The sequence below is a fragment of the Deinococcus sp. KSM4-11 genome, from assembly GCF_004801415.1.
Lineage (GTDB): Bacteria > Deinococcota > Deinococci > Deinococcales > Deinococcaceae > Deinococcus.
In genome coordinates, this window is record NZ_SSNX01000005.1 from 307360 (window position 1) to 324647 (window position 17288).

17 protein-coding genes are annotated in these 17288 nt (G+C 65.7%); 5 read left to right on the forward strand and 12 right to left on the reverse strand.

Translation table 11 applies throughout. From position 1 onward, the window contains the following. Nucleotides 1-27 precede the first annotated feature (27 nt). Nucleotides 28-540: a DUF2721 domain-containing protein gene (locus E7T09_RS15605; protein ID WP_136390108.1), complete on the forward strand. Its 513-nt coding sequence runs from the start codon at nt 28-30 to the stop codon at nt 538-540. 89 nt (nt 541-629) lie between these two features. Here E7T09_RS15605 and rpoC read toward each other — a convergent pair whose 3' ends face one another. Beyond that, nucleotides 630-5294, reverse strand: coding sequence for a DNA-directed RNA polymerase subunit beta' (gene rpoC / locus E7T09_RS15610; protein ID WP_136390109.1), 4665 nt, complete (start codon nt 5292-5294; stop codon nt 630-632). Nucleotides 5295-5383: 89 nt separating this feature from the next. Continuing rightward, nucleotides 5384-8839: a DNA-directed RNA polymerase subunit beta gene (locus E7T09_RS15615; RefSeq protein ID WP_136390110.1), complete on the reverse strand. Its 3456-nt coding sequence runs from the start codon at nt 8837-8839 to the stop codon at nt 5384-5386. A 409-nt stretch (nt 8840-9248) separates the two neighbouring features. Between E7T09_RS15615 and E7T09_RS15620 the strand changes: the two genes are divergently transcribed. The 4 genes from E7T09_RS15620 to E7T09_RS15635 all read left to right on the forward strand — a co-directional run bounded on the left by E7T09_RS15620 (nt 9249) and on the right by E7T09_RS15635 (nt 12122). Then, nucleotides 9249-10040, forward strand: coding sequence for a hypothetical protein (locus E7T09_RS15620; protein WP_240741824.1), 792 nt, complete (start codon nt 9249-9251; stop codon nt 10038-10040). A 590-nt stretch (nt 10041-10630) separates the two neighbouring features. Further along, entirely contained in the window at nt 10631-11203 is a 573-nt protein-coding gene (locus E7T09_RS15625; protein WP_136390111.1) for a DUF2239 family protein, read from the forward strand. Further along, nucleotides 11200-11526 carry a GIY-YIG nuclease family protein gene (locus E7T09_RS15630; protein ID WP_136390112.1) on the forward strand — a complete coding sequence of 109 codons (327 nt, stop codon included), beginning with the start codon at nt 11200-11202 and terminating at the stop codon, nt 11524-11526. The genes E7T09_RS15625 and E7T09_RS15630 overlap by 4 nt, the downstream gene beginning before the upstream one ends. Next, nucleotides 11514-12122, forward strand: coding sequence for a hypothetical protein (locus E7T09_RS15635; RefSeq protein WP_168734872.1), 609 nt, complete (start codon nt 11514-11516; stop codon nt 12120-12122). The genes E7T09_RS15630 and E7T09_RS15635 overlap by 13 nt, the downstream gene beginning before the upstream one ends. A 239-nt stretch (nt 12123-12361) precedes the next feature. Here E7T09_RS15635 and rplL read toward each other — a convergent pair whose 3' ends face one another. The 10 genes from rplL to E7T09_RS22585 form a co-directional block, all read right to left on the reverse strand. After that, a complete protein-coding gene (rplL, locus tag E7T09_RS15640; RefSeq protein WP_136390114.1) occupies nt 12362-12727 on the reverse strand; it encodes a 50S ribosomal protein L7/L12 in 366 nt (121 codons plus the stop codon). A 60-nt stretch (nt 12728-12787) separates the two neighbouring features. After that, the gene (gene rplJ / locus E7T09_RS15645) at nt 12788-13285 is read right to left on the reverse strand and encodes a 50S ribosomal protein L10 (RefSeq protein ID WP_136390115.1); all 498 of its coding nucleotides are present in this window, start codon (nt 13283-13285) and stop codon (nt 12788-12790) included. 214 nt (nt 13286-13499) lie between these two features. Further along, complete coding sequence (gene rplA, locus E7T09_RS15650; RefSeq protein WP_136390116.1) at nt 13500-14201, reverse strand: 50S ribosomal protein L1; 702 nt, start codon at nt 14199-14201, stop codon at nt 13500-13502. Then, nucleotides 14194-14628 (reverse strand): 50S ribosomal protein L11, encoded by a 435-nt coding sequence (rplK, locus tag E7T09_RS15655; RefSeq protein WP_136390117.1) that lies wholly within the window; start codon nt 14626-14628, stop codon nt 14194-14196. The genes rplA and rplK overlap by 8 nt, the downstream gene beginning before the upstream one ends. 155 nt (nt 14629-14783) lie before the next feature. Further along, nucleotides 14784-15356: a transcription termination/antitermination protein NusG gene (gene nusG, locus E7T09_RS15660; RefSeq protein WP_136390118.1), complete on the reverse strand. Its 573-nt coding sequence runs from the start codon at nt 15354-15356 to the stop codon at nt 14784-14786. Further along, nucleotides 15353-15544, reverse strand: a complete 192-nt coding sequence (secE, locus tag E7T09_RS15665) for a preprotein translocase subunit SecE (protein ID WP_136390119.1) — start codon at nt 15542-15544, stop codon at nt 15353-15355. Before secE ends, nusG begins: the two co-directional genes overlap by 4 nt. Before the next feature lie 64 nt (nt 15545-15608). After that, nucleotides 15609-15776, reverse strand: coding sequence for a 50S ribosomal protein L33 (gene rpmG / locus E7T09_RS15670; protein WP_022800165.1), 168 nt, complete (start codon nt 15774-15776; stop codon nt 15609-15611). 139 nt (nt 15777-15915) lie between these two features. Further along, a complete protein-coding gene (locus E7T09_RS15675) occupies nt 15916-16509 on the reverse strand; it encodes a hypothetical protein (protein ID WP_168734873.1) in 594 nt (197 codons plus the stop codon). Nucleotides 16510-16597: 88 nt separating this feature from the next. Continuing rightward, a complete protein-coding gene (locus E7T09_RS15680) occupies nt 16598-17158 on the reverse strand; it encodes a pyridoxamine 5'-phosphate oxidase family protein (RefSeq protein ID WP_136390121.1) in 561 nt (186 codons plus the stop codon). A 62-nt stretch (nt 17159-17220) separates the two neighbouring features. Further along, nucleotides 17221-17288, reverse strand: a 68-nt coding sequence (locus E7T09_RS22585) for a hypothetical protein (protein ID WP_205747034.1), incomplete at its 5' end; no start/stop codon positions are given.

The following is a 17288-nucleotide window of genomic DNA, read 5'->3' on the forward strand; positions in this document are numbered from 1 at the left end:
GCGCCCGGCCCTCATACAATCGGGCCTATGGCCGATCCCAGCCTGCAAGTCCTCACCTCGATGATCACGCCTGCCGTGCTCATCTCCGGGGCCGGCACCCTGCTCATGAGCACCAGTACCCGGGTGGGCCGCGCCACAGACCGCGTCCGGCAACTCACCGCGCGTTTCAAGGTGCTCGTCAGCGAGACCGGCCGTCTGGAACCCCTCGCCCGTGAGGAAAAACAGATGATCATGCGCCAGCTTCCCCGCCTGGCCCGGCGCAGCCAACTCCTCACCCGCGCCATGACGGCCATGTACATCGCCGTGGCCCTGCTCGTCCTGACCAGCATCCTGATCGGCGCGGGCAGTCTGAGTCACCTGGACTTCGGCCTGCTGCCGGTGCTGATGGCCATTCTGGGGGCCGGCTCGCTGGCCTTCGCCGCCCTGACCCTCAGCTTCGAGATGCGCCTCAGCGCCCGCACCACCAAGGAAGAGATGGGCTTCCTGGTGGGCCTGGGCCAGCATTACGCCGGACTGTACGCCGACCGGGAGGAAGCGTAGACATACTCACCGATGAGCTTGATCTGCCATCGTGCAGCAACACGAACCCCCACCCGTTTCCAGGTGGGGGTTTGCTTGTGACCTTCAGCTCAGTTGGTGTAGGTGACGTTCTCGTTGACCACGCCGGGGCGGGTGTCGTCGTAGGAGCGGTCACCGGTGACGGAGTCGGTCGAGTTGTTGCTCTCGCCGTACTTCTCGAGGGTTCGGTCGTCGGCGACCTGCATGTCGCGCACGGTCTGGAGGCCGGTGCCGGCGGGAATCAGCTTCCCGAGGATGACGTTCTCCTTGAGGCCGATCAGGTCGTCGACCTGGCCCTTCATGCTGGCTTCCGTGAGCACGTGGGTGGTGTGCTGGAAGCTCGCGGCCGACAGCCACGACTTGGTGGTCAGGCTGCTCTTGGTGATGCCCAGCAGCACCGGCTTCCAGCTGCTGGGGGTGGTGCCTTCGGCCAGGGCGTCGTTCGCCGCGTCGACTTCCCAGCGCTCGACGGTCTGGCCTTCGAGCAGGTCGGTGTCGCCGCCGTCCACGATTTCCACGTAGCGCAGCATCTGGCGGATGATGACCTCGATGTGCTTGTCGTGCACCTTCACGCCCTGCGAGCGGTACACGCGCTGCACTTCGTCCACCAGGTACTTCTGGGCGGATTCGTTGTCCTTGTGTTCCAGCAGGTCGTGGGGGTTCACGGCCCCGCGCGTGAGCTGCTGCCCGGCTTCCACCCGCACGCCGTCACGGATATCGGGCGCGAGGCGCGTGGCGCGCGAGACCTTGTGCAGCTTGCCGCTGTACTGGGTGTCGTCGGCCTCCACCTTGATCAGGTAGCGTTCCTCTTCCTCGGTGATGTGCAGGGTGCCGGTGGTGTCGGCGATGAGGGCGGGCACCTTGGGCTTGCGGGCTTCGAACAGTTCGATCACGCGGGGAAGACCCATGGTGATGTCGCCGCTGCCGGCCACGCCGCCGGTGTGGAAGGTGCGCATGGTGAGCTGCGTGCCGGGCTCGCCGATGGACTCGGCGGCGACCACGCCGACCGCTTCGCCCATGGACACGGGCTTGGCCTGCGACAGGTCGTAGCCGTAGCACTTCTGGCACACGCCGCTCTTCACGCGGCAGTTCAGCGGGGTGCGGACGAAGATCTCCTGAAGGGCCTTGGCGTCCTTGGTGATCGCCTTGACGTCTTCCAGGCTCAGCATCTCGCCCTCGCGGATGGTGTGGCCGCTGGACAGTTCCACGTCGGCGGTCAGCGTCCGGCCGTAGATCGAGGTCTCGATCTCGCTGGCCTTGCGGCTGCGCCACTCGCCGGTGCGGTCATCGTTGGCCCCGAGCGAGATGGTGCTGTAGTCGGTGGTCCCGCAGTCCACGTCGCGCACGACGACTTCGTGGGCCACGTCCACCAGCTTGCGGGTCAGGTAGCCGGAGTCGGCGGTACGGAGCGCGGTGTCGGCGCCGCCCTTTCGCGCGCCGTGCGTGCTGATGAAGTACTCCAGCACGGTCAGGCCTTCACGGAAGGACGCCAGGATCGGCACTTCAATCGTTGAGCCGTCGGGGCGGGCCATTAGGCCACGCATCCCGGCGAGCTGCGTGATCTGCTGCGCGTTGCCGCGCGCGCCGGACTGGCTCATGATCCACAGCGGGTTGAAGGGGTAGTTCACCTCGAAGTTCTTGAACATGGCGTTCTTGACTTCGTCCTTGGTGTCGTTCCACAGCTGCACGACCTGCTTGTACCGCTCTTCTTCTGTCATGAAGCCGAACTCGTAGTTCTGCTCGATTTCCGCGACCTGCGCGTTGGCGTTGGCCAGGATCTCGGGCTTGCTGGGCGGAATCACGATGTCGTCAATGCCGATGGTGATGCCCGACGACGTGGACAGCTTGAAGCCCGAGTCCTTCAGGGCGTCCAGCAGGCCCGCGGTCGCCTCGATGCCCAGGTGCTTGAAGCACGCCATGACCATGTCCTTGAGGTGGTCTTTCTCGTACGCGGTCTCCAGGTTGACCAGGGTATCGACCAGGTACGCCTGGGTGCCCAGGGCCTCCATGACCAGGCGGCGGAACATGACGCGCCCGGCGCTGGTGTCGTACGTGGTGCCGTTCAGGCGGATGCGGACGTGATCCTGGTAGTCGATCTCGCCGCGCTCGACGGCCATGATCGCCTCGTCCGGGGTGCTGAAGATGTACTTCAGGCGGCCCGCGCTGAGGTTCTGGCCGCGCAGCGTGACCGGGCTGTTCAGCGCAATCTTGCCGTCTTCCAGGGCCTTGAGCAGATCCTGCTCGGTGCTGAACTCGCTGCCCGCGCCCAGGTTGTCGGTACGCAGCAGGGTCAGCGTGAAGATCCCCAGGATGATGTCGCGGCTGGGCTTGACGTTCGGCTCGCCGTTGGCGGGCGAGAGCAGGTTGTGCGAGGCGAGCATCTGGATGCGCGCTTCGGCCTGCGCCTGGGCGCTCAGCGGGACGTGAATGGCCATCTGGTCGCCGTCGAAGTCGGCGTTGAAGGCTTCACAGACCAGCGGGTGGAGCTGGATGCTCTGGCCTTCCACCAGCACCGGCTCGAAGGCCTGGATGCCCAGACGGTGCAGAGTGGGCGCGCGGTTCAGCAGCACGACCTTGTCCTCGATGACCTCTTCCAGCGCGTCCCACACGGTGTCGCGGGTGTCGCGGTAGCGTTCGAGCATCTTGCGGGCCTGCTTGATGTTGGTGACCTCGCCCTTCTCCTCGAGCACCTTGAACAGGAAGGGCTTGAAGAGTTCCAGCGCCATGCGCTTGGGCACCCCGCACTGGTGCAGCTTGAGCTGCGGGCCGACCACGATTACCGAGCGGCCGGAGTAGTCCACGCGCTTGCCGAGCAGGTTCTGCCGGAAGCGGCCCTGCTTCCCGCCCAGCAGGTCGGTCAGCGAGCGCAGGCTGCGGTCGGAACCGGGGTTCGTGACCGGGCTGCCGCGGCGGCCGTTGTCGATCAGGGCGTCCACCGCTTCCTGAAGCATGCGCTTCTCGTTGCGGATGATCATGTCGGGCGCGCCCTGGTTGATCAGCTTCTTCAGGCGGTTGTTGCGGTTGATCAGGCGGCGGTACAGGTCGTTCAGGTCGCTCGTGGCAAAGCGTCCGCCGTCCACCTGCACCATCGGGCGCAGGTCTGGCGGCATGACCGGCACGGTGTTCAGGATCATCCACGTGGGGTTGTTGCCGCTGCGCTTGAAGGCGCGCGTCACTTCCAGCCGCTTGCGGGCCTTGGCGCGCTTGTGGCGGCTGGAGTCCTTCATCTGCTCGCCCAGCTCGGCTTCCAGGGTGTCCAGGTCGAGGTCGTCCAGCAGTTCCTTGACGGCCTCGGCGCCCATCTTCGCCTCGAAGTCGTACGACTCGATGACGCGCACCTGCTTGCGCACCAGGTCGATCTCGATGCGCCCGCTGATCTCGCTCTTGAGGTTGCCGGAGTCGGCCAGCTCGTCGCCGGGCTCCACACGGTCGCCGTTCACGACCAGCGGTTCGTCCTGGTACGGATAGACCTTCGCCTTGCTCACGATCACGCTGGCGGGGGCGTGCAGCGTGATGACGCCGTCGGCCTGCGCGATGATCTCCTCTTCCTTGTCGATGGCCCCGATGACCTTCTGGCCCTTCTTGACTGCGGAGCCGTCGCCGACCAGCACGTGCATCGTGGGGTTGATGGCGTGCTCGGCCCGCCGCATCCAGTGCGCGGTGACCGTCACGTCGCCCTTCTTCTTGGGGAAGGTCACGCCGCTCAGGCTGGAGTCGCGGCTGACCCGCAGGCGCTGTCCGGCCTTGGCGGTGGCCAGCACCGCGCCGGCGTCCACGATCTCGCCGTACGCGACCTGCACGTCCATGCCGTGCGGGATGTACACGCGGGCGATGATCTCGCCGGCGGGCACGGGGGCGGCGGGCGTGGCGTCCTCGTCGTCGTCCGTTTCGGGAGTGCTGGGGGCCACGGCGCTCTCGCGCAGTTCCACCATCACGCTGTCCTCGCCCATGTCGTGCAGGAAGGCGGTGCCGGCCACCGGCGCGGTGATCGTCACGTCACTTTCCAGCTCGGCCAGGATTTCCCCGGCGCGGAAGGCGTCCTGCTCGACCAGCGCCTCGGCGGGCACGGGCAGGGTCGCCTCGACTTCCTCGCTGTACGCGAACTCGGCGCGGCGCGGGAAGCGGAACTGCGCCAGGCCGTCCATCTTGGCGGCGACATTGCCCCCCAGGATCTGCCCGCGCGTGACGTACTCGCCGTCACGGATGACGGCTTCCTGCCCGTTCGGGATGGTGTACGTTTCCTGCCGTCCGAAGCGCAGTTCGCGGTACTCGTCGTCCGTGAGCAGTTCGCCGCGCTTGAGCGGGCGGCCTTCCTTCTGCGCGTTGCGGGGATCGGTCACCAGGAAGGAGCTGAAGTACAGCACCTTCTCCAGCTGCCCGGCCGAGAGGTCGAGCAGCGTGCCGATCTTGCTGGGCGTGTCCTTCACGTACCAGATGTGCGCGGCGGGCGTCGCCAGGTCAATGTGGCCCATGCGGTAGCGCCTGACCTTGCTGCTCGTGACTTCCACGCCGCAGCGTTCGCAGACCTTGCCCTCGTAGCGCTGGCGCTTGTACTTCCCACAGGCGCACTCGTAATCCTTCTGCGGCCCGAAGATGCGCTCGTCGAACAGGCCCTCGCGCTCGGGCTTCAGGGTGCGGTAGTTGATGGTCTCGGGTTTTTCGACTTCGCCGAAGCTCCACTCGCGGATCTTCTCGGGCGAAGCGATGGCGATACGTACTTTGCTGAAATCTTTCATTGAGACTCCTGGGAGGGGAGGCTTGTGGTCGTGGGTCTGACGGCCCACAGGTGTGTCCGACCGTCAGACGACGCAGAGCGCGACGGCACTCAGCGCTTGGGCATCATGCCTTCGAAGATGTCGACGTTCTTGTCGTGCGTGTCGAGCACTTCCACGTCCAGGCCCAGCGAGTGGAGTTCCTTGACGAGCACCTTGAACGACTCGGGGATGGTGCTGCCCGACACTTCCTCGCCCTTGACGATGCTCTGGTACGCGGCGTCGCGGCCGTCGATGTCGTCGGACTTGATGGTCAGCATCTCCTGCAGGGTGTGCGCCGCGCCGTAGGCTTCGAGCGCCCACACTTCCATCTCGCCGAAGCGCTGACCGCCGAACTGCGCCTTGCCGCCCAGCGGCTGCTGGGTGATGAGGCTGTATGGGCCGGTCGAGCGGGCGTGCAGCTTGTCCTCCACCATGTGGTACAGCTTCATGACGTACATGGTGCCCACGACCACGGGGCCGCTGATCGGTTCGCCGCTGCGGCCGTCGTACAGGATGCTCTTGCCGGTGCGGGCGAGCTGCATCTGCGCGCGCTCGTAATCGCCGTTCGGGGCGTCCACCACGCCGACTTTTCCGGCGCGGTCGAGCACTTCCTGCTCGCGCTTGTCGAGTTCGAAGCCCTCATCCTTGAGGCCCTGGAGGCGTTCGGCCGCGGCCACTTCCAGCATTTCCTTGATGGTCGCTTCCGTGACCGAGTCGAAGACCGGAGTCTCGAACTTCTGGCCGGTCAGGCGGGCCACCTCACCCAGGTGCGTTTCCAGGATCTGGCCCAGGTTCATGCGCGAGGGGACGCCCAGCGGGTTGAACACCAGATCGACGGGCGTGCCGTCTTCCAGGTAGGGCATGTCCTCGGGGGCCATGATCTTGGAGACCACGCCCTTGTTGCCGTGGCGGTTGGCTACCTTGTCGCCCACCTGCAGCTGACGCTTCTGGGCCACGTACACGCGCACCATCTCGCGCACGCCGGGCTTGAGATCCACGCCCTCGTCGCCGCGGCGGAAGCGCACGGTCTTCACCACGATGCCGCCCTGGCCGGACTGCACGCGCAGCGAGGTGTCCTTCACTTCACGGGCCTTCTCGCCGAAGATCGAGCGCAGCAGGCGTTCTTCCGGCGTGGGCTCGCTTTCACCCTTGAAGGATGTCTTGCCGACCAGGATGTCGCCGGGCTTCACTTCTGCCCCGACGCGCACGATGCCGTCCTCGTCCAGATCGCGCAGCGCGGCCTCGGACAGGCCGGGGATGTCGCGGGTGATCTTCTCCGGCCCGAGCTTGGTGTCGCGCGCCTCGATCTCGTCTTTCTCGATGTGCACGGACGTGTAGTAGTCCTTGCGCACCAGGCCCTCGCTGATGCAGATGGCATCCTCGAAGTTGAAGCCGTCGAAGGGCATGATCGCGATGGTGATGTTCTGGCCGAGCGCCAGGCGGCCCATGTCGCTCGCGGGACCGTCGGCGATGACCTGTCCGGCCGTCACGTCGTCCCCGGTGCTCACGATGGGGTGCTGGTCGAGGTTGGTGCCCTGGTTGCTGCGCGTGAAGCGCACGAGCTCGAAGGTGCGGACGTTGCCCTTCACCATGCCGGCGGCCGAGGAGTCCTCGGTCAGCGTGATCTGGATGTTGCGGGCGTCCACGTAGGTCACGCGGCCGGTCACGTCACTGACGACACTGGTGCCGGAATCCGTCACCACGCGGCGCTCGACGCCCGTGCCCACGGCGGGGCTGTCGGCGCGCACGAGCGGCACGGCCTGCGACTGCATGTTGGAACCCATCAGCGCGCGGTTCGCGTCGTCGTGCTCCAGGAACGGAATCAGCGACGTGTTGATCGACACGATCTGCTTGGGCGACACGTCCATGTAGTCGACTTCTTCATGCGTGTACCACAGCGGGTCGCCCTTGCGGCGGGCCAGGACGCGCTCGTCGGCGAAGGTGTTGTCGGCGTTCAGCGGGCTGTTCGCCTGCGCGATGGTGTAGCGGTCTTCGATGTCGGCCGTCATGTACTCGACGGTCTCGCTGACCTTGCCGTCCTTCACGCGGCGGTACGGCGCCTCGATGAAGCCCAGCGGGTTCACCTTGGCGTAGCTGGCCAGTGAGGAGATCAGGCCGATGTTCGCGCCTTCCGGCGTCTCGATCGGGCAGATGCGGCCGTAGTGCGTGCGGTGCACGTCGCGGACGTCGAAGCCGGCGCGCTCGCGGGTCAGGCCGCCTGGCCCCAGCGCGGAGATGCGGCGCTTGTGGCGCAGATCCGACAGGGGGTTGGTCTGATCCTTGAACTGCGACAGCTGGCTGCGCCCGAAGAACTCGCGCATGGCCGCCACGATCGGACGGTTGTTCACCAGTTTGGTCGGGGTCGCGGCGTCCGGGTTGCCGAGCAGCATGCGCTCACGCACGCCACGCGCCATGCGGCCCATGCCCACGCGCAGCTGATCCGCGAGCAGTTCGCCCACAGTGCGCACGCGGCGGTTGCCGAGGTGGTCGATGTCGTCCTCGCCGACCGGCACCTCGCCCACCTTGCCGCCCTCGCCGACCATGCCCACGGTTTCCTTGCCGTACTGCAGCGCCATCAGGTAGCGGATGGTGTCCACCAGACCGGCGTCGCTGAACTTGCCGTCCTGGAAGGTCAGCAGCGTGTGCTCACTGCGCTGCACGCCCAGCTTGCGGTTCATCTTGAAGCGGCCGGGTTCGCCCAGGTCGTAGCGGCGCGGATCGGCCAGCAGGCCGTACAGGTACTGGATGGCCTTGTCGCGCTTGGGTGGATCGCCGGGGCGCAGCACCGTGAACAGGCGCAGCAGGGCCTCATCGGCGCCCATGCCGGCGCTCTTGTCTTCAGGCAGTTCCAGGTCGGGCTCGAACTCCGTGAACAGCGCGCGCAGCTGGGCGTCGTCGTAGCCGAGCACGCGCAGCAGCATCGCCACGGGGAACTTGCGCTTGTTGACCTTCATCTCCAGGATGCCGCTGGCGAACTCCAGCTCGATCCACGGACCGCGCTTGGGCATGGGGATGATCGCGCCGGTGTACATCTTCTTGATGCCCTTGTAGGAACTCGTGAAGTACACGCCGGGCGAGCGGTGGATCTGCGAGATCACCACGCGGTCGGCGCCGTTGATCACGAAGCTGCCGTCCTCGGTCATGAGGGGCAGGTCGCCCAGGAACACCTGGTCTTCCTTGATCAGGCCGCTGTCTTTGTGGATCAGCTGGAGCTTGGCGTACATCGGGGCCTGGTACGTCAGATCCTTCTCGCGGCATTCCTCCGGTGAGTACGGCGCGTCGCCCAGGCGGTACTCCAGGAAGTCGAGCACCAAACCGGTGCTGCGGCCCTTCTCAGTCTCGTCGATGGGGAAGACTTCGCGGAAGGCACTCTGCAGGCCGACGTTGTCGCGCTTCTCCATGCTCTTGTCAGCCTGGAGGAAGGCGCGGAAGGAGTTGACCTGCACTTCCGTCAGGTTCGGAAGCGGAATCACTTCCGAGATTTCACCGAAACGTTCGATGCGGGGTTCTTGTTTGTTGAGCGTCATGCACACCTCTCGCAGCACCCTGCGTCACACCTGCGTCCCTTCGGGGCCAAAACGGCGCAGGAGGAACCGCAACCCTTCCCGGTCGCGTCCTCTGAAATAAGAAATTAGTTGTGGTGTCCGCTGGATACCAATGAACTCCCGCCTGACCCATCATGGTCGGCCAAAGGCTAGTATACCCCCCAGGGGGGTGAAGGGTCAACCCGGCCCCACTCACCATCGGCGGCCCCAGGCAGCACGCTCCCTCACATGGGTTCATTCACCGTCACGCTGGTGAAACGACGATTCTCTGCGCCTTAGCACCCTGCGGGGATTGACCCTAGCTGTGCTGATCCACCTTCGATTCCTTTCGGGTCATGACCATTCCTTAGGCTCGCCTGTTCCTGTCCCGACCGGCGTTTACGATGGGAATGTGGAGTCCCTGCAAGCCTACCTGCCCATGATCTACACCATCCTGCGCGCCCTCGCCGTGATCAGCCTGATTCACGCCATCGCCACGCGGCAGCCGCCGTATTGGATGATCACCCTGGGCATCGCCGCCTTCCTGGGCGGCATCTTCAGCACGATCCTGTCGCTGGTCTACTTCTTCACGGTGTTCGTTCCCAGCCTGCGCGGTGGCGGTCGCGCGGCGGGTCAGGCCGTGTCGCGCGGCATCGACGCCCTGAAGCCCCTCGACCTGCGTATCCGAGACGCCCAGGCCGAACTGGCCGAGAGCGATACGCTCCAGAACCGCGCCGATCTGGCGGCCCTGCAAGCCCGCGCAGGCCGCCCCGACGAGGCCCAGGCAACCCTCCACCCATTGCTGCACGGTATCTATGCCGATGACCCGGTCGTCCTGCTCACCAGCGCTGAACTCGATCTGGCCCGCACCAATCCCGCCGACGCTGAAGCCAAACTCAATCAGGTCGATCTGAAGACCAGCGCGGCCACCCGCACCCGCACCCTGACGCTGCTCGCCCAGGCACAGGACGCGCAGGGCAAGGCCGATGCCGACGCGACCTTTCGGCAGGCTATGGTCGCCGCGACTACGGAGGAGCCGCGCGCCCGCTACGCCGCGTACCTCGTCAGGCAGGGCCGGGGAGCCGAAGCGCGGACGCTCCTGGAACAGATGGCTAAGACCGAAGCGCGGGCCACGTCCCTGTACCGGCGGCAGGAACGGGAATGGTTCCAGATGGCGGCCGGACTGCGGCGCGAAGTGAAGTAGCGCCTGCGGGTGGGGCATCCGTTCCAGGCCAGAGAGTCGCTCCAGTAGTCCCCGAACACCCTGCTCATCGTCTGCCTCCAGGAAGAGCGCAAGGCGGTCTGCCAGTGGACGGACGCGTCCTATTCTGTCGTGGCGCGGCAATTGCTAAGGCCACGCTGGGCGCAGCGCACGGCAATGCGATCCGTCGTGCGCTGTGTAACTCGGAGCGAGGTCTGGAACTGCCCCAGGGAGTCGTCAAGGTGCTCCAAGTTTGGTGCCACCAGCCCGAGTTAGCAGGTATTCACGGCCCTACCATCTGGTGACGTTCATTCTTGAAGCAGGCCCGCGCGGCAGGCCAGTCGCCGTTACCGCTGGCCACCGGCCTGCCCGTCTCGAATTCGATGCGGGCCTCGTCATATCTGGTGAGCCGATGTCAGGATGGAGCGGTAATGACTCCTGCGTCGCCCGCCCTGTCCTACATGAACAGCGTCCGGCCGCGTTCAAGGTCGTTTTGGAGTCTCGGTGGCCGACTGGCCTGAGATCCGGCTGTAAGCCATTCATATTAGCCGGGTAATATTGCCATTTTGATTCTACCCGGTTAATATTCGGACATGACCACCGACCCCACCCATACCGTGTTCCTGGGCCAGCGGCGACTCCTCACGGCCCCGCTGCCCGAAGTCCTCACGCACCTCAAGTCCCTGGAACGCACCACGCGCGAACCGCTGCTGGTCTTCAACGACCAGACCGGCCGCACCGTCGACTTCGACCTGACCGGTACCCTCGACGACGTCCTGGCGCGTGAAGTGCTCGCCCCCGCGAAGACCGGCCCCGGCCGTCCGAAACTGGGCGTGGTCTCCCGCGAGGTGTCCCTGCTGCCCCGCCACTGGGACTGGCTGGAAAGCCATCCCAGCGGTGCCTCCGCCGCCCTGCGCCGCCTGATTGACGAGGCCCGCAAGGCCGATCCGGCCGCCGAACGCCGCCGCATGGCGATCCTCCCGACGGATCGCTTCCTGACGGTCATGGGGGGAGATCTGCCCGGAGCGGAGGATGCCAGCCGCGCCCTGTACGCCGGAGACGGTGCGGCCTTCCGCGCGCTCGTCGCTCCCTGGCCTGAGGACATCCGCCTGCATGTCCTGCACCTGGCGTCCCCAGCCTTCGAGCCGGAGACAGCCACCCCGTGAGTCCGGTCATCCCGACGCCCCGCCCGGGCATCTACCGCATCCTGCACGTGCCCTCCGGGCGCAGCCTTCTGGGCTCGAGCGTGAACGTGGACGCCCTCCTCAACCGCACGCGCTTCGAGCTCCAGACCGGGACGCACCGGCACCCAGCCCTGCAACGGGACTGGACGGCTGACGGTTCGGAAGGGTTCACCTTCGAGGTGCTCGATGTCCTCACCATGGATCTGCCCGGCGACCCTTCCCTCACACCCCTGAACGACGACCTCAAGGAGCTGCTGCGCCTATGGCAGGAGAAACTCGATCTTCCCCCAGCTTGCCTGTACTGACCCCGGACACCCCGGCCGCGCACTTAGAGCGGTATGCCACCCACGAGGACGCCGGGGTACGTGCGGCCGTCGCCGCCCACCCGAACACACCACCAGACGTCCTGCGTGCTCTGGCCCCGGACTTTCCGGGGGAGGTTCTCGGCAATCCAGGTCTGCCCCTGCTGCGGCTGGCGCACCCGAGGTTGATCCTCGACTGGCCGCGTGACACGCAACTGATCCTGATCCGACAGGAGCAGGCCCCGCGCTGGTTGCGCCGCTTCGCCATGACCCACGCACAGGCGGATTTTCAGGTGGCCCTGGCGACCAACCCGCAGCTGGAGGCAGAGGACGTGGCAACCCTCGTGCAGCACAACGCATGGCAGGTGCGCGCCCGCATCGCCTCCCGACCGAACCTGCCCGCCACGCTCATCGACACGCTGGCGGCCGACCCGGATTACGGTGTCCGCATGTACATTGCCGCCCGCGCGGATCTGCCCGAGTCCGGCATTGCCCGGTTGCGCCGCGATTCCTCGGTCTTCGTGCGGCAGGTGCTGGAGCAGACGCAGCGTGCCGGTTTGGCGGCGTTCTTCCTCGGCCTGTGTCTGCTGGGAAGGTAAAGCCTCACGGGTATTGTCCGGCACTCCAGTCGAACAGGTAGTCAAGTTAATGGAGGGCTGGAGTGCCGACAGAGGGTCTGAGAACGCCTGAGAACTTCACCGGGGGACACCTAACTCTGCTCAACAGGTGAAACGGAACTCGGCCACACGACCTGTCCCCGCTTCGGCGGGGTTTTTGATCTCGCAGCAATGAAAAACCCCCACCTTGCGGCGGGGGCTGCACTCCGGTGAGGGGAGACTTACTTGAGTTCGACCTTGGCGCCGGCGGCTTCCAGCTGGGCCTTGATCTTCTCGGCTTCGTCCTTGCTGATGCCTTCCTTGAGCGCGCCGCCCTTCTCGCTCATGTCCTTGGCTTCTTTCAGGCCCAGGCCGGTGATGGCGCGGATTTCTTTAATGACGTTGATCTTGGACGCGCCGGCATCGACCAGCACGACGTCGAATTCAGTCTTCTCTTCTTCGGCAGCGGCGGCGGGGCCAGCGGCGGGGCCGGCGGCCACAGCGGCGGTGACGCCCCAGGTTTCCTTCAGGCCGTCGATGAGGTCCGCGAGTTCCATGATGGTGAGGGTGCCGAGCTGGTCAATCAGAGCCTGTTTGTCGTAAGCCATTGTTGTGTCCTCCGTGGTTGAAGTGGGTAGTGCGGTGGTGCGTGAAGCGGGGAACGCGGGTTAGGCGCCCTGTTCTTCGAGTTTGGTCTTGTACGCTTCGAGGATGCCCACGAAGCTCGACAGGTGGGCACTGAGCACGCCGACCAGTTCGGCCTGCAGCTGCTGCTTGCTGCCGAGGCTGGCCAGACGCTGCACGACGGCGACGTCGACCTTGTTGCCCTCGACAAAGCCACCCTTGATGGTCGGGATGCCCTTGTCGTTGCTCTTGGCGGACTCGCTCAGCGCTTTGGCCACGCCGGCGGGGTCATCCTGGGCGAGCACCAGGGCGCTGGGGCCTTTCAGGGCGTCCGTGAAGTCACGGCCGCCTTCCTGAAGGGCGAGGTTGATCAGGGTGTTCTTGGCAACAATCAGCTGCCCGCCCTTCTCGCGGATGTCCTTGCGCAGTTTGCCCAGCTGGCCAGCGGTCAGGCCCTGGTAGTCGACCACGTAGAACGTGTCGATGTCCGTCAGGCTTTTTTGCAGGCTGCTGAGGGTCTGCTGGTTCTTTTCGTTCGCCACGCAGTACCTCCTAGGTGGGAACAAGTCCAGGTGCAGCTTGAGCAGTCTTTCAACGTGCGGTCGCAGCCTGGCAACTCGGCGGGATCTTTAAACGTTGGCGCGTCCCCGCTGTCTTTGGTGCCGGAATGAGGGCGTATTGGAAAGGTGCGAGCAAGCTTGCACCGGGGTGCCGAAGTGGGGTGGGGAAGAGGGACTGGCCCGTTTCCCCAGACGATCAGGCGCTCACGCCGCCCGACAGGGTCAGCGGAATGCTGGGCCCCATGGTGGTCGTGAGGTACGCGCTGCGCAAGAACACGCCCTTGGCGGAGCCGGGCTTGGCCCCTTCCAGGGCGCTGAGCAGGGCGCTGAAGTTGGCGCTCAGGTTGGCCGGGTCGAACGACGCCTTCCCGATGGGGGCGTGCACGACACCGGTCTTGTCGTTGCGGAACTCGATGCGGCCGGCCTTGAGGCCGCGCACCATGCCGGTCACGTCGGGGCCGACGGTGCCGCTCTTGGGGTTGGGCAGCAGGCCGCGCGGCCCGAGCAGACGCGCGAGCTTCTGGCCGATGGCGGCCATCATGTCGGGCGTCGCCACGACGGCGTCGAAGTCCATGAATCCACCGGCAATGCGCTCGATCAGCTCGTCGCTGCCGACGGTGTCCGCACCGGCGGCCTCGGCGGCGGCGAGGTTGTCGCCCTTGGTGATCACGGCAACGCGCACGGTGCGGCCGGTGCCGTGGGGCAACGCGACCGTGCCACGCACGTTCTGGTCGCTCTTGCGGGGGTCGATGCCGAGACGGAAGTGCACTTCCACGGTCTCGTCGAACTTCGCCGTGGCGATGTCCTTCACGAGCGCGGCGGCCTCGTCGATGGTGTACTGCTTCTCGCGGTCAACCTTGCTGACCAGCGCGGCGTAACGCTTTCCGTGCTTAGGCATTCGGGGCCCCCTCGATGGTCACGCCCATGGAGCGGGCGGTGCCGGCCACGGTGTTGGCGGCGGCTTCGACGGAGCCGGCGTTCAGGTCGGGCATCTTGGTCTTGGCAATTTCCAGCACCTGATCCCAGTTGAGCTTGCCGACCTTGGCCTTGTTGGGGGTCGGGCTGCCCTTCTGCAGGCCGGCGGCCTTGCGGATCAGGTAGCTCATCGGGGGGGTCTTGGTGATGAAGGTGAACGAACGGTCGGCGAAGATGGTGATCTCGACCGGGATGATCGCGTCGCCCTTGTCCGCCGTCTGGGCGTTGAAGGCCTTCGTGAACTCCATGATGTTCGCCCCGTACTGACCGAGGGCCGGGCCGACCGGGGGGGCCGGCGTGGCCTTCCCTGCCGGGAGTTGCAGCTTGACAATCCCCATGACTTTCTTCATTTGAAATCCTCCTTAGCTCCCCCAGGCCGCACGTGGGCGCGTCCGGGGTGCTGGCGCTAAGTCCTGCGTCTGCCCTGGAGGGGCAGGTTGACAGCAACTTTCCTATTTTACTTCACCCATGACCACCCTGCCAAGCAGGGCCGGGCGGGGTGTGCTTACCTTGCGACCTGGGCGAAGTCCAGCTCGACTGGCGTTTCACGGCCGAAAATGCTGACCAGCACCTTGACCTTCGCCTGCGGGATGTTGACCTCGCTGATCACGCCGCTGAAATCCGCGAAGGGGCCGCCGGTGACGCGCACCATGTCGCCCGCCTTGAAGTCCACCTTGATCCGGGGGGCTTCCTCGACCTTGGGCTGCGCGGCCACGCCAACTGAGGCCAGCAGACGCTGCACCTCGTCGAACGAGAGCGGTACGGGGCGGGTGGCGGTGCCTACGAAGCCGGTCACACCGTTCGTGCCACGCACCACTTCCCACGATTCGCCCAGCTCGCCGGGCGCGTCGTCGTCCTCGACGTCCATCTGCACGAACACGTAGCCTGGGAAAAGCTTGCGCTCGACCTCGACCTTCTTGCCGCCTTCCTGCAGTTCGACGGCCTTCTCGGCGGGTTGCAGCACCTGGAAGATCTTGGTGCCGCGCATCCCGAGTTTGGTCGCCCGATCCATGAGTTGCGTTTCCACGCGGTCTTCCTGCCCTACGTAGGTGTGCACGGCATACCATTCGATGCTCATGCGATCTTCCCTTGCAGGATCAGGTGGATCAGGGCGCTGAAGCCCACGTCCATCAGCCAGACGACCAGCGTAAGTGCCACGACGAAGATCAACACGGCCTGCGTTCCCTCGAGCACTTGGGCGCGCGTAGGCCACGAGACGCGTGAAAGTTCCGCGCGCGAGTCGCGGAAGTACTGGATCAAGTTCATGCATTCACCTGCGCGAAAGGAAGGAGGTCTGGTGAGCGCCGGGCACGCTGGCCCGGAGCGGGCATCAGACCTTCTTCTCCTTGAAGACCACGTGCTTCTTGGCCACGGGGTCATACTTGCGCAGTTCCATCTTGGCCTGCGTGTTGCGGCGGTTCTTGGTGGTCGTGTAGTAGAAGCCAGTACCTGCGCTGCTTTCCATCTTCACGATGATGCGGGGGCCGTCCTTCGCCATGTGACTCTCCTTTCGCAGCCATTCCTTTCAGTCCGGCGGCTCCCAGCGCCCGCTTGCACGGGGTTCCCGGTTCGGGATGAATTCGCTGGTAAAAGCCCGCCTTCTGGCGGGCAACATTCCAAGTATAGGCACTTGCGGCTCAGGTGTCCACTGCCGCGTACCGAGTCTGCCGCAGGGTCTGCTGCACGAAGCGGGACGGATCCCGGCCCAGCGAGGCCCGTTCTGCGGTGCCCAGGCCCGGACGGCTGGCCACCGCCAGGCGCACGCTGTCGTCCGGATCATGCAACAGACGCCTCAGGAGGTCGGCGGGCAGCTCCGGCCGGGCGGCGATCCTGGCCCGCACCAACCACGCCGGATGCACGGAGAGCACGTCGGCCAGCGCCTTAGGAAGACGCGGATGGCTGGCCAACGCCACCTGCACCTCCACGCTGCGGTGGGCCTGAACCTGCCGGAGCAGCCAGTCCGGAGCGTCCGCCTGCCGGATGAGGGCCAGCAGCGCTATCACCGGCCAGCGCAGCACCAGTCCGGGCTGAGCGAGCCGCAGCAGCGGAAGCGCCGGATTCCGTAACACCTGCGCCGGGAACTCAGCCGCCAGAGTCCCCAGGATGAACGCCGAGGTATTCGGGTGCGCAGCCACGGCCCGCCTCACGCCTGCGTCCCGGCTCAGGGACAGGTTGGCCAGCTCGGTGGCCGGCAGGCACATGTCCAGCATGGGTTGTTGATCCGGTGGCATTCGGGCGACCTCCCACGCTGGGCAGACGATGACCTCAGCATGGAACGCAACCGGGTCGTCCCGACGGTACCGGCCAGGGAACAGTTCGTCAGGAGGCCGTGGCCGGTTCCGCAGGAAGTCCAGTCGGAAAGCCGTCGATGCTGCAGATATTTTTCTGCTGCCGATAGTCATCGAGACCGGTGGGCGTCTTTTGCAGCGCCCACCCGTTCAGATCGTTCCGGTCGCCCTGATACTCCATGAGCGGCACGGCCATGCCACAGGACGTCTGCACCAGATCGACCTCCAGCACATACACCTGCCGGGCGCCGGGCAGCGGAGGAAACAGCGCCGTCAGGTCACCCCATTCGGCATCGACCGGCTGCACCATGCGCGCCGTACCGTACAGGCGCAGGATCAACGGCGGCCCTTCCAGAGCGCAGAACATCAGGGTCATGCGTGGCAGCTGAAGCAGGTGCGCGGCCGTCTCGTTGCCGCTGCCGGTCACGTTGAGCCACGCCACGCGGTTCTGGCCGAGCACCCGCAGGCTGTCCATTCCTTTGGGCGACACGTTCACCCGCCCATCCTGCGCGGCCGTCGCCACGAAATAGAGGTGCTGCGCCTCGATGAACGCGCGCAGGTGGTCGCTGATCGCCGGAAGCTGTTTGGCCATGTCCAATGCTATCCAACGAAAAGGGGAGGCCCGTAGGCCTCCCGCTTCCAAACAGTCCTGGATTATTCGATGACTTTGGAGACGACGCCGGCGCCGACGGTGCGGCCACCTTCACGGATGGCGAAGCGCA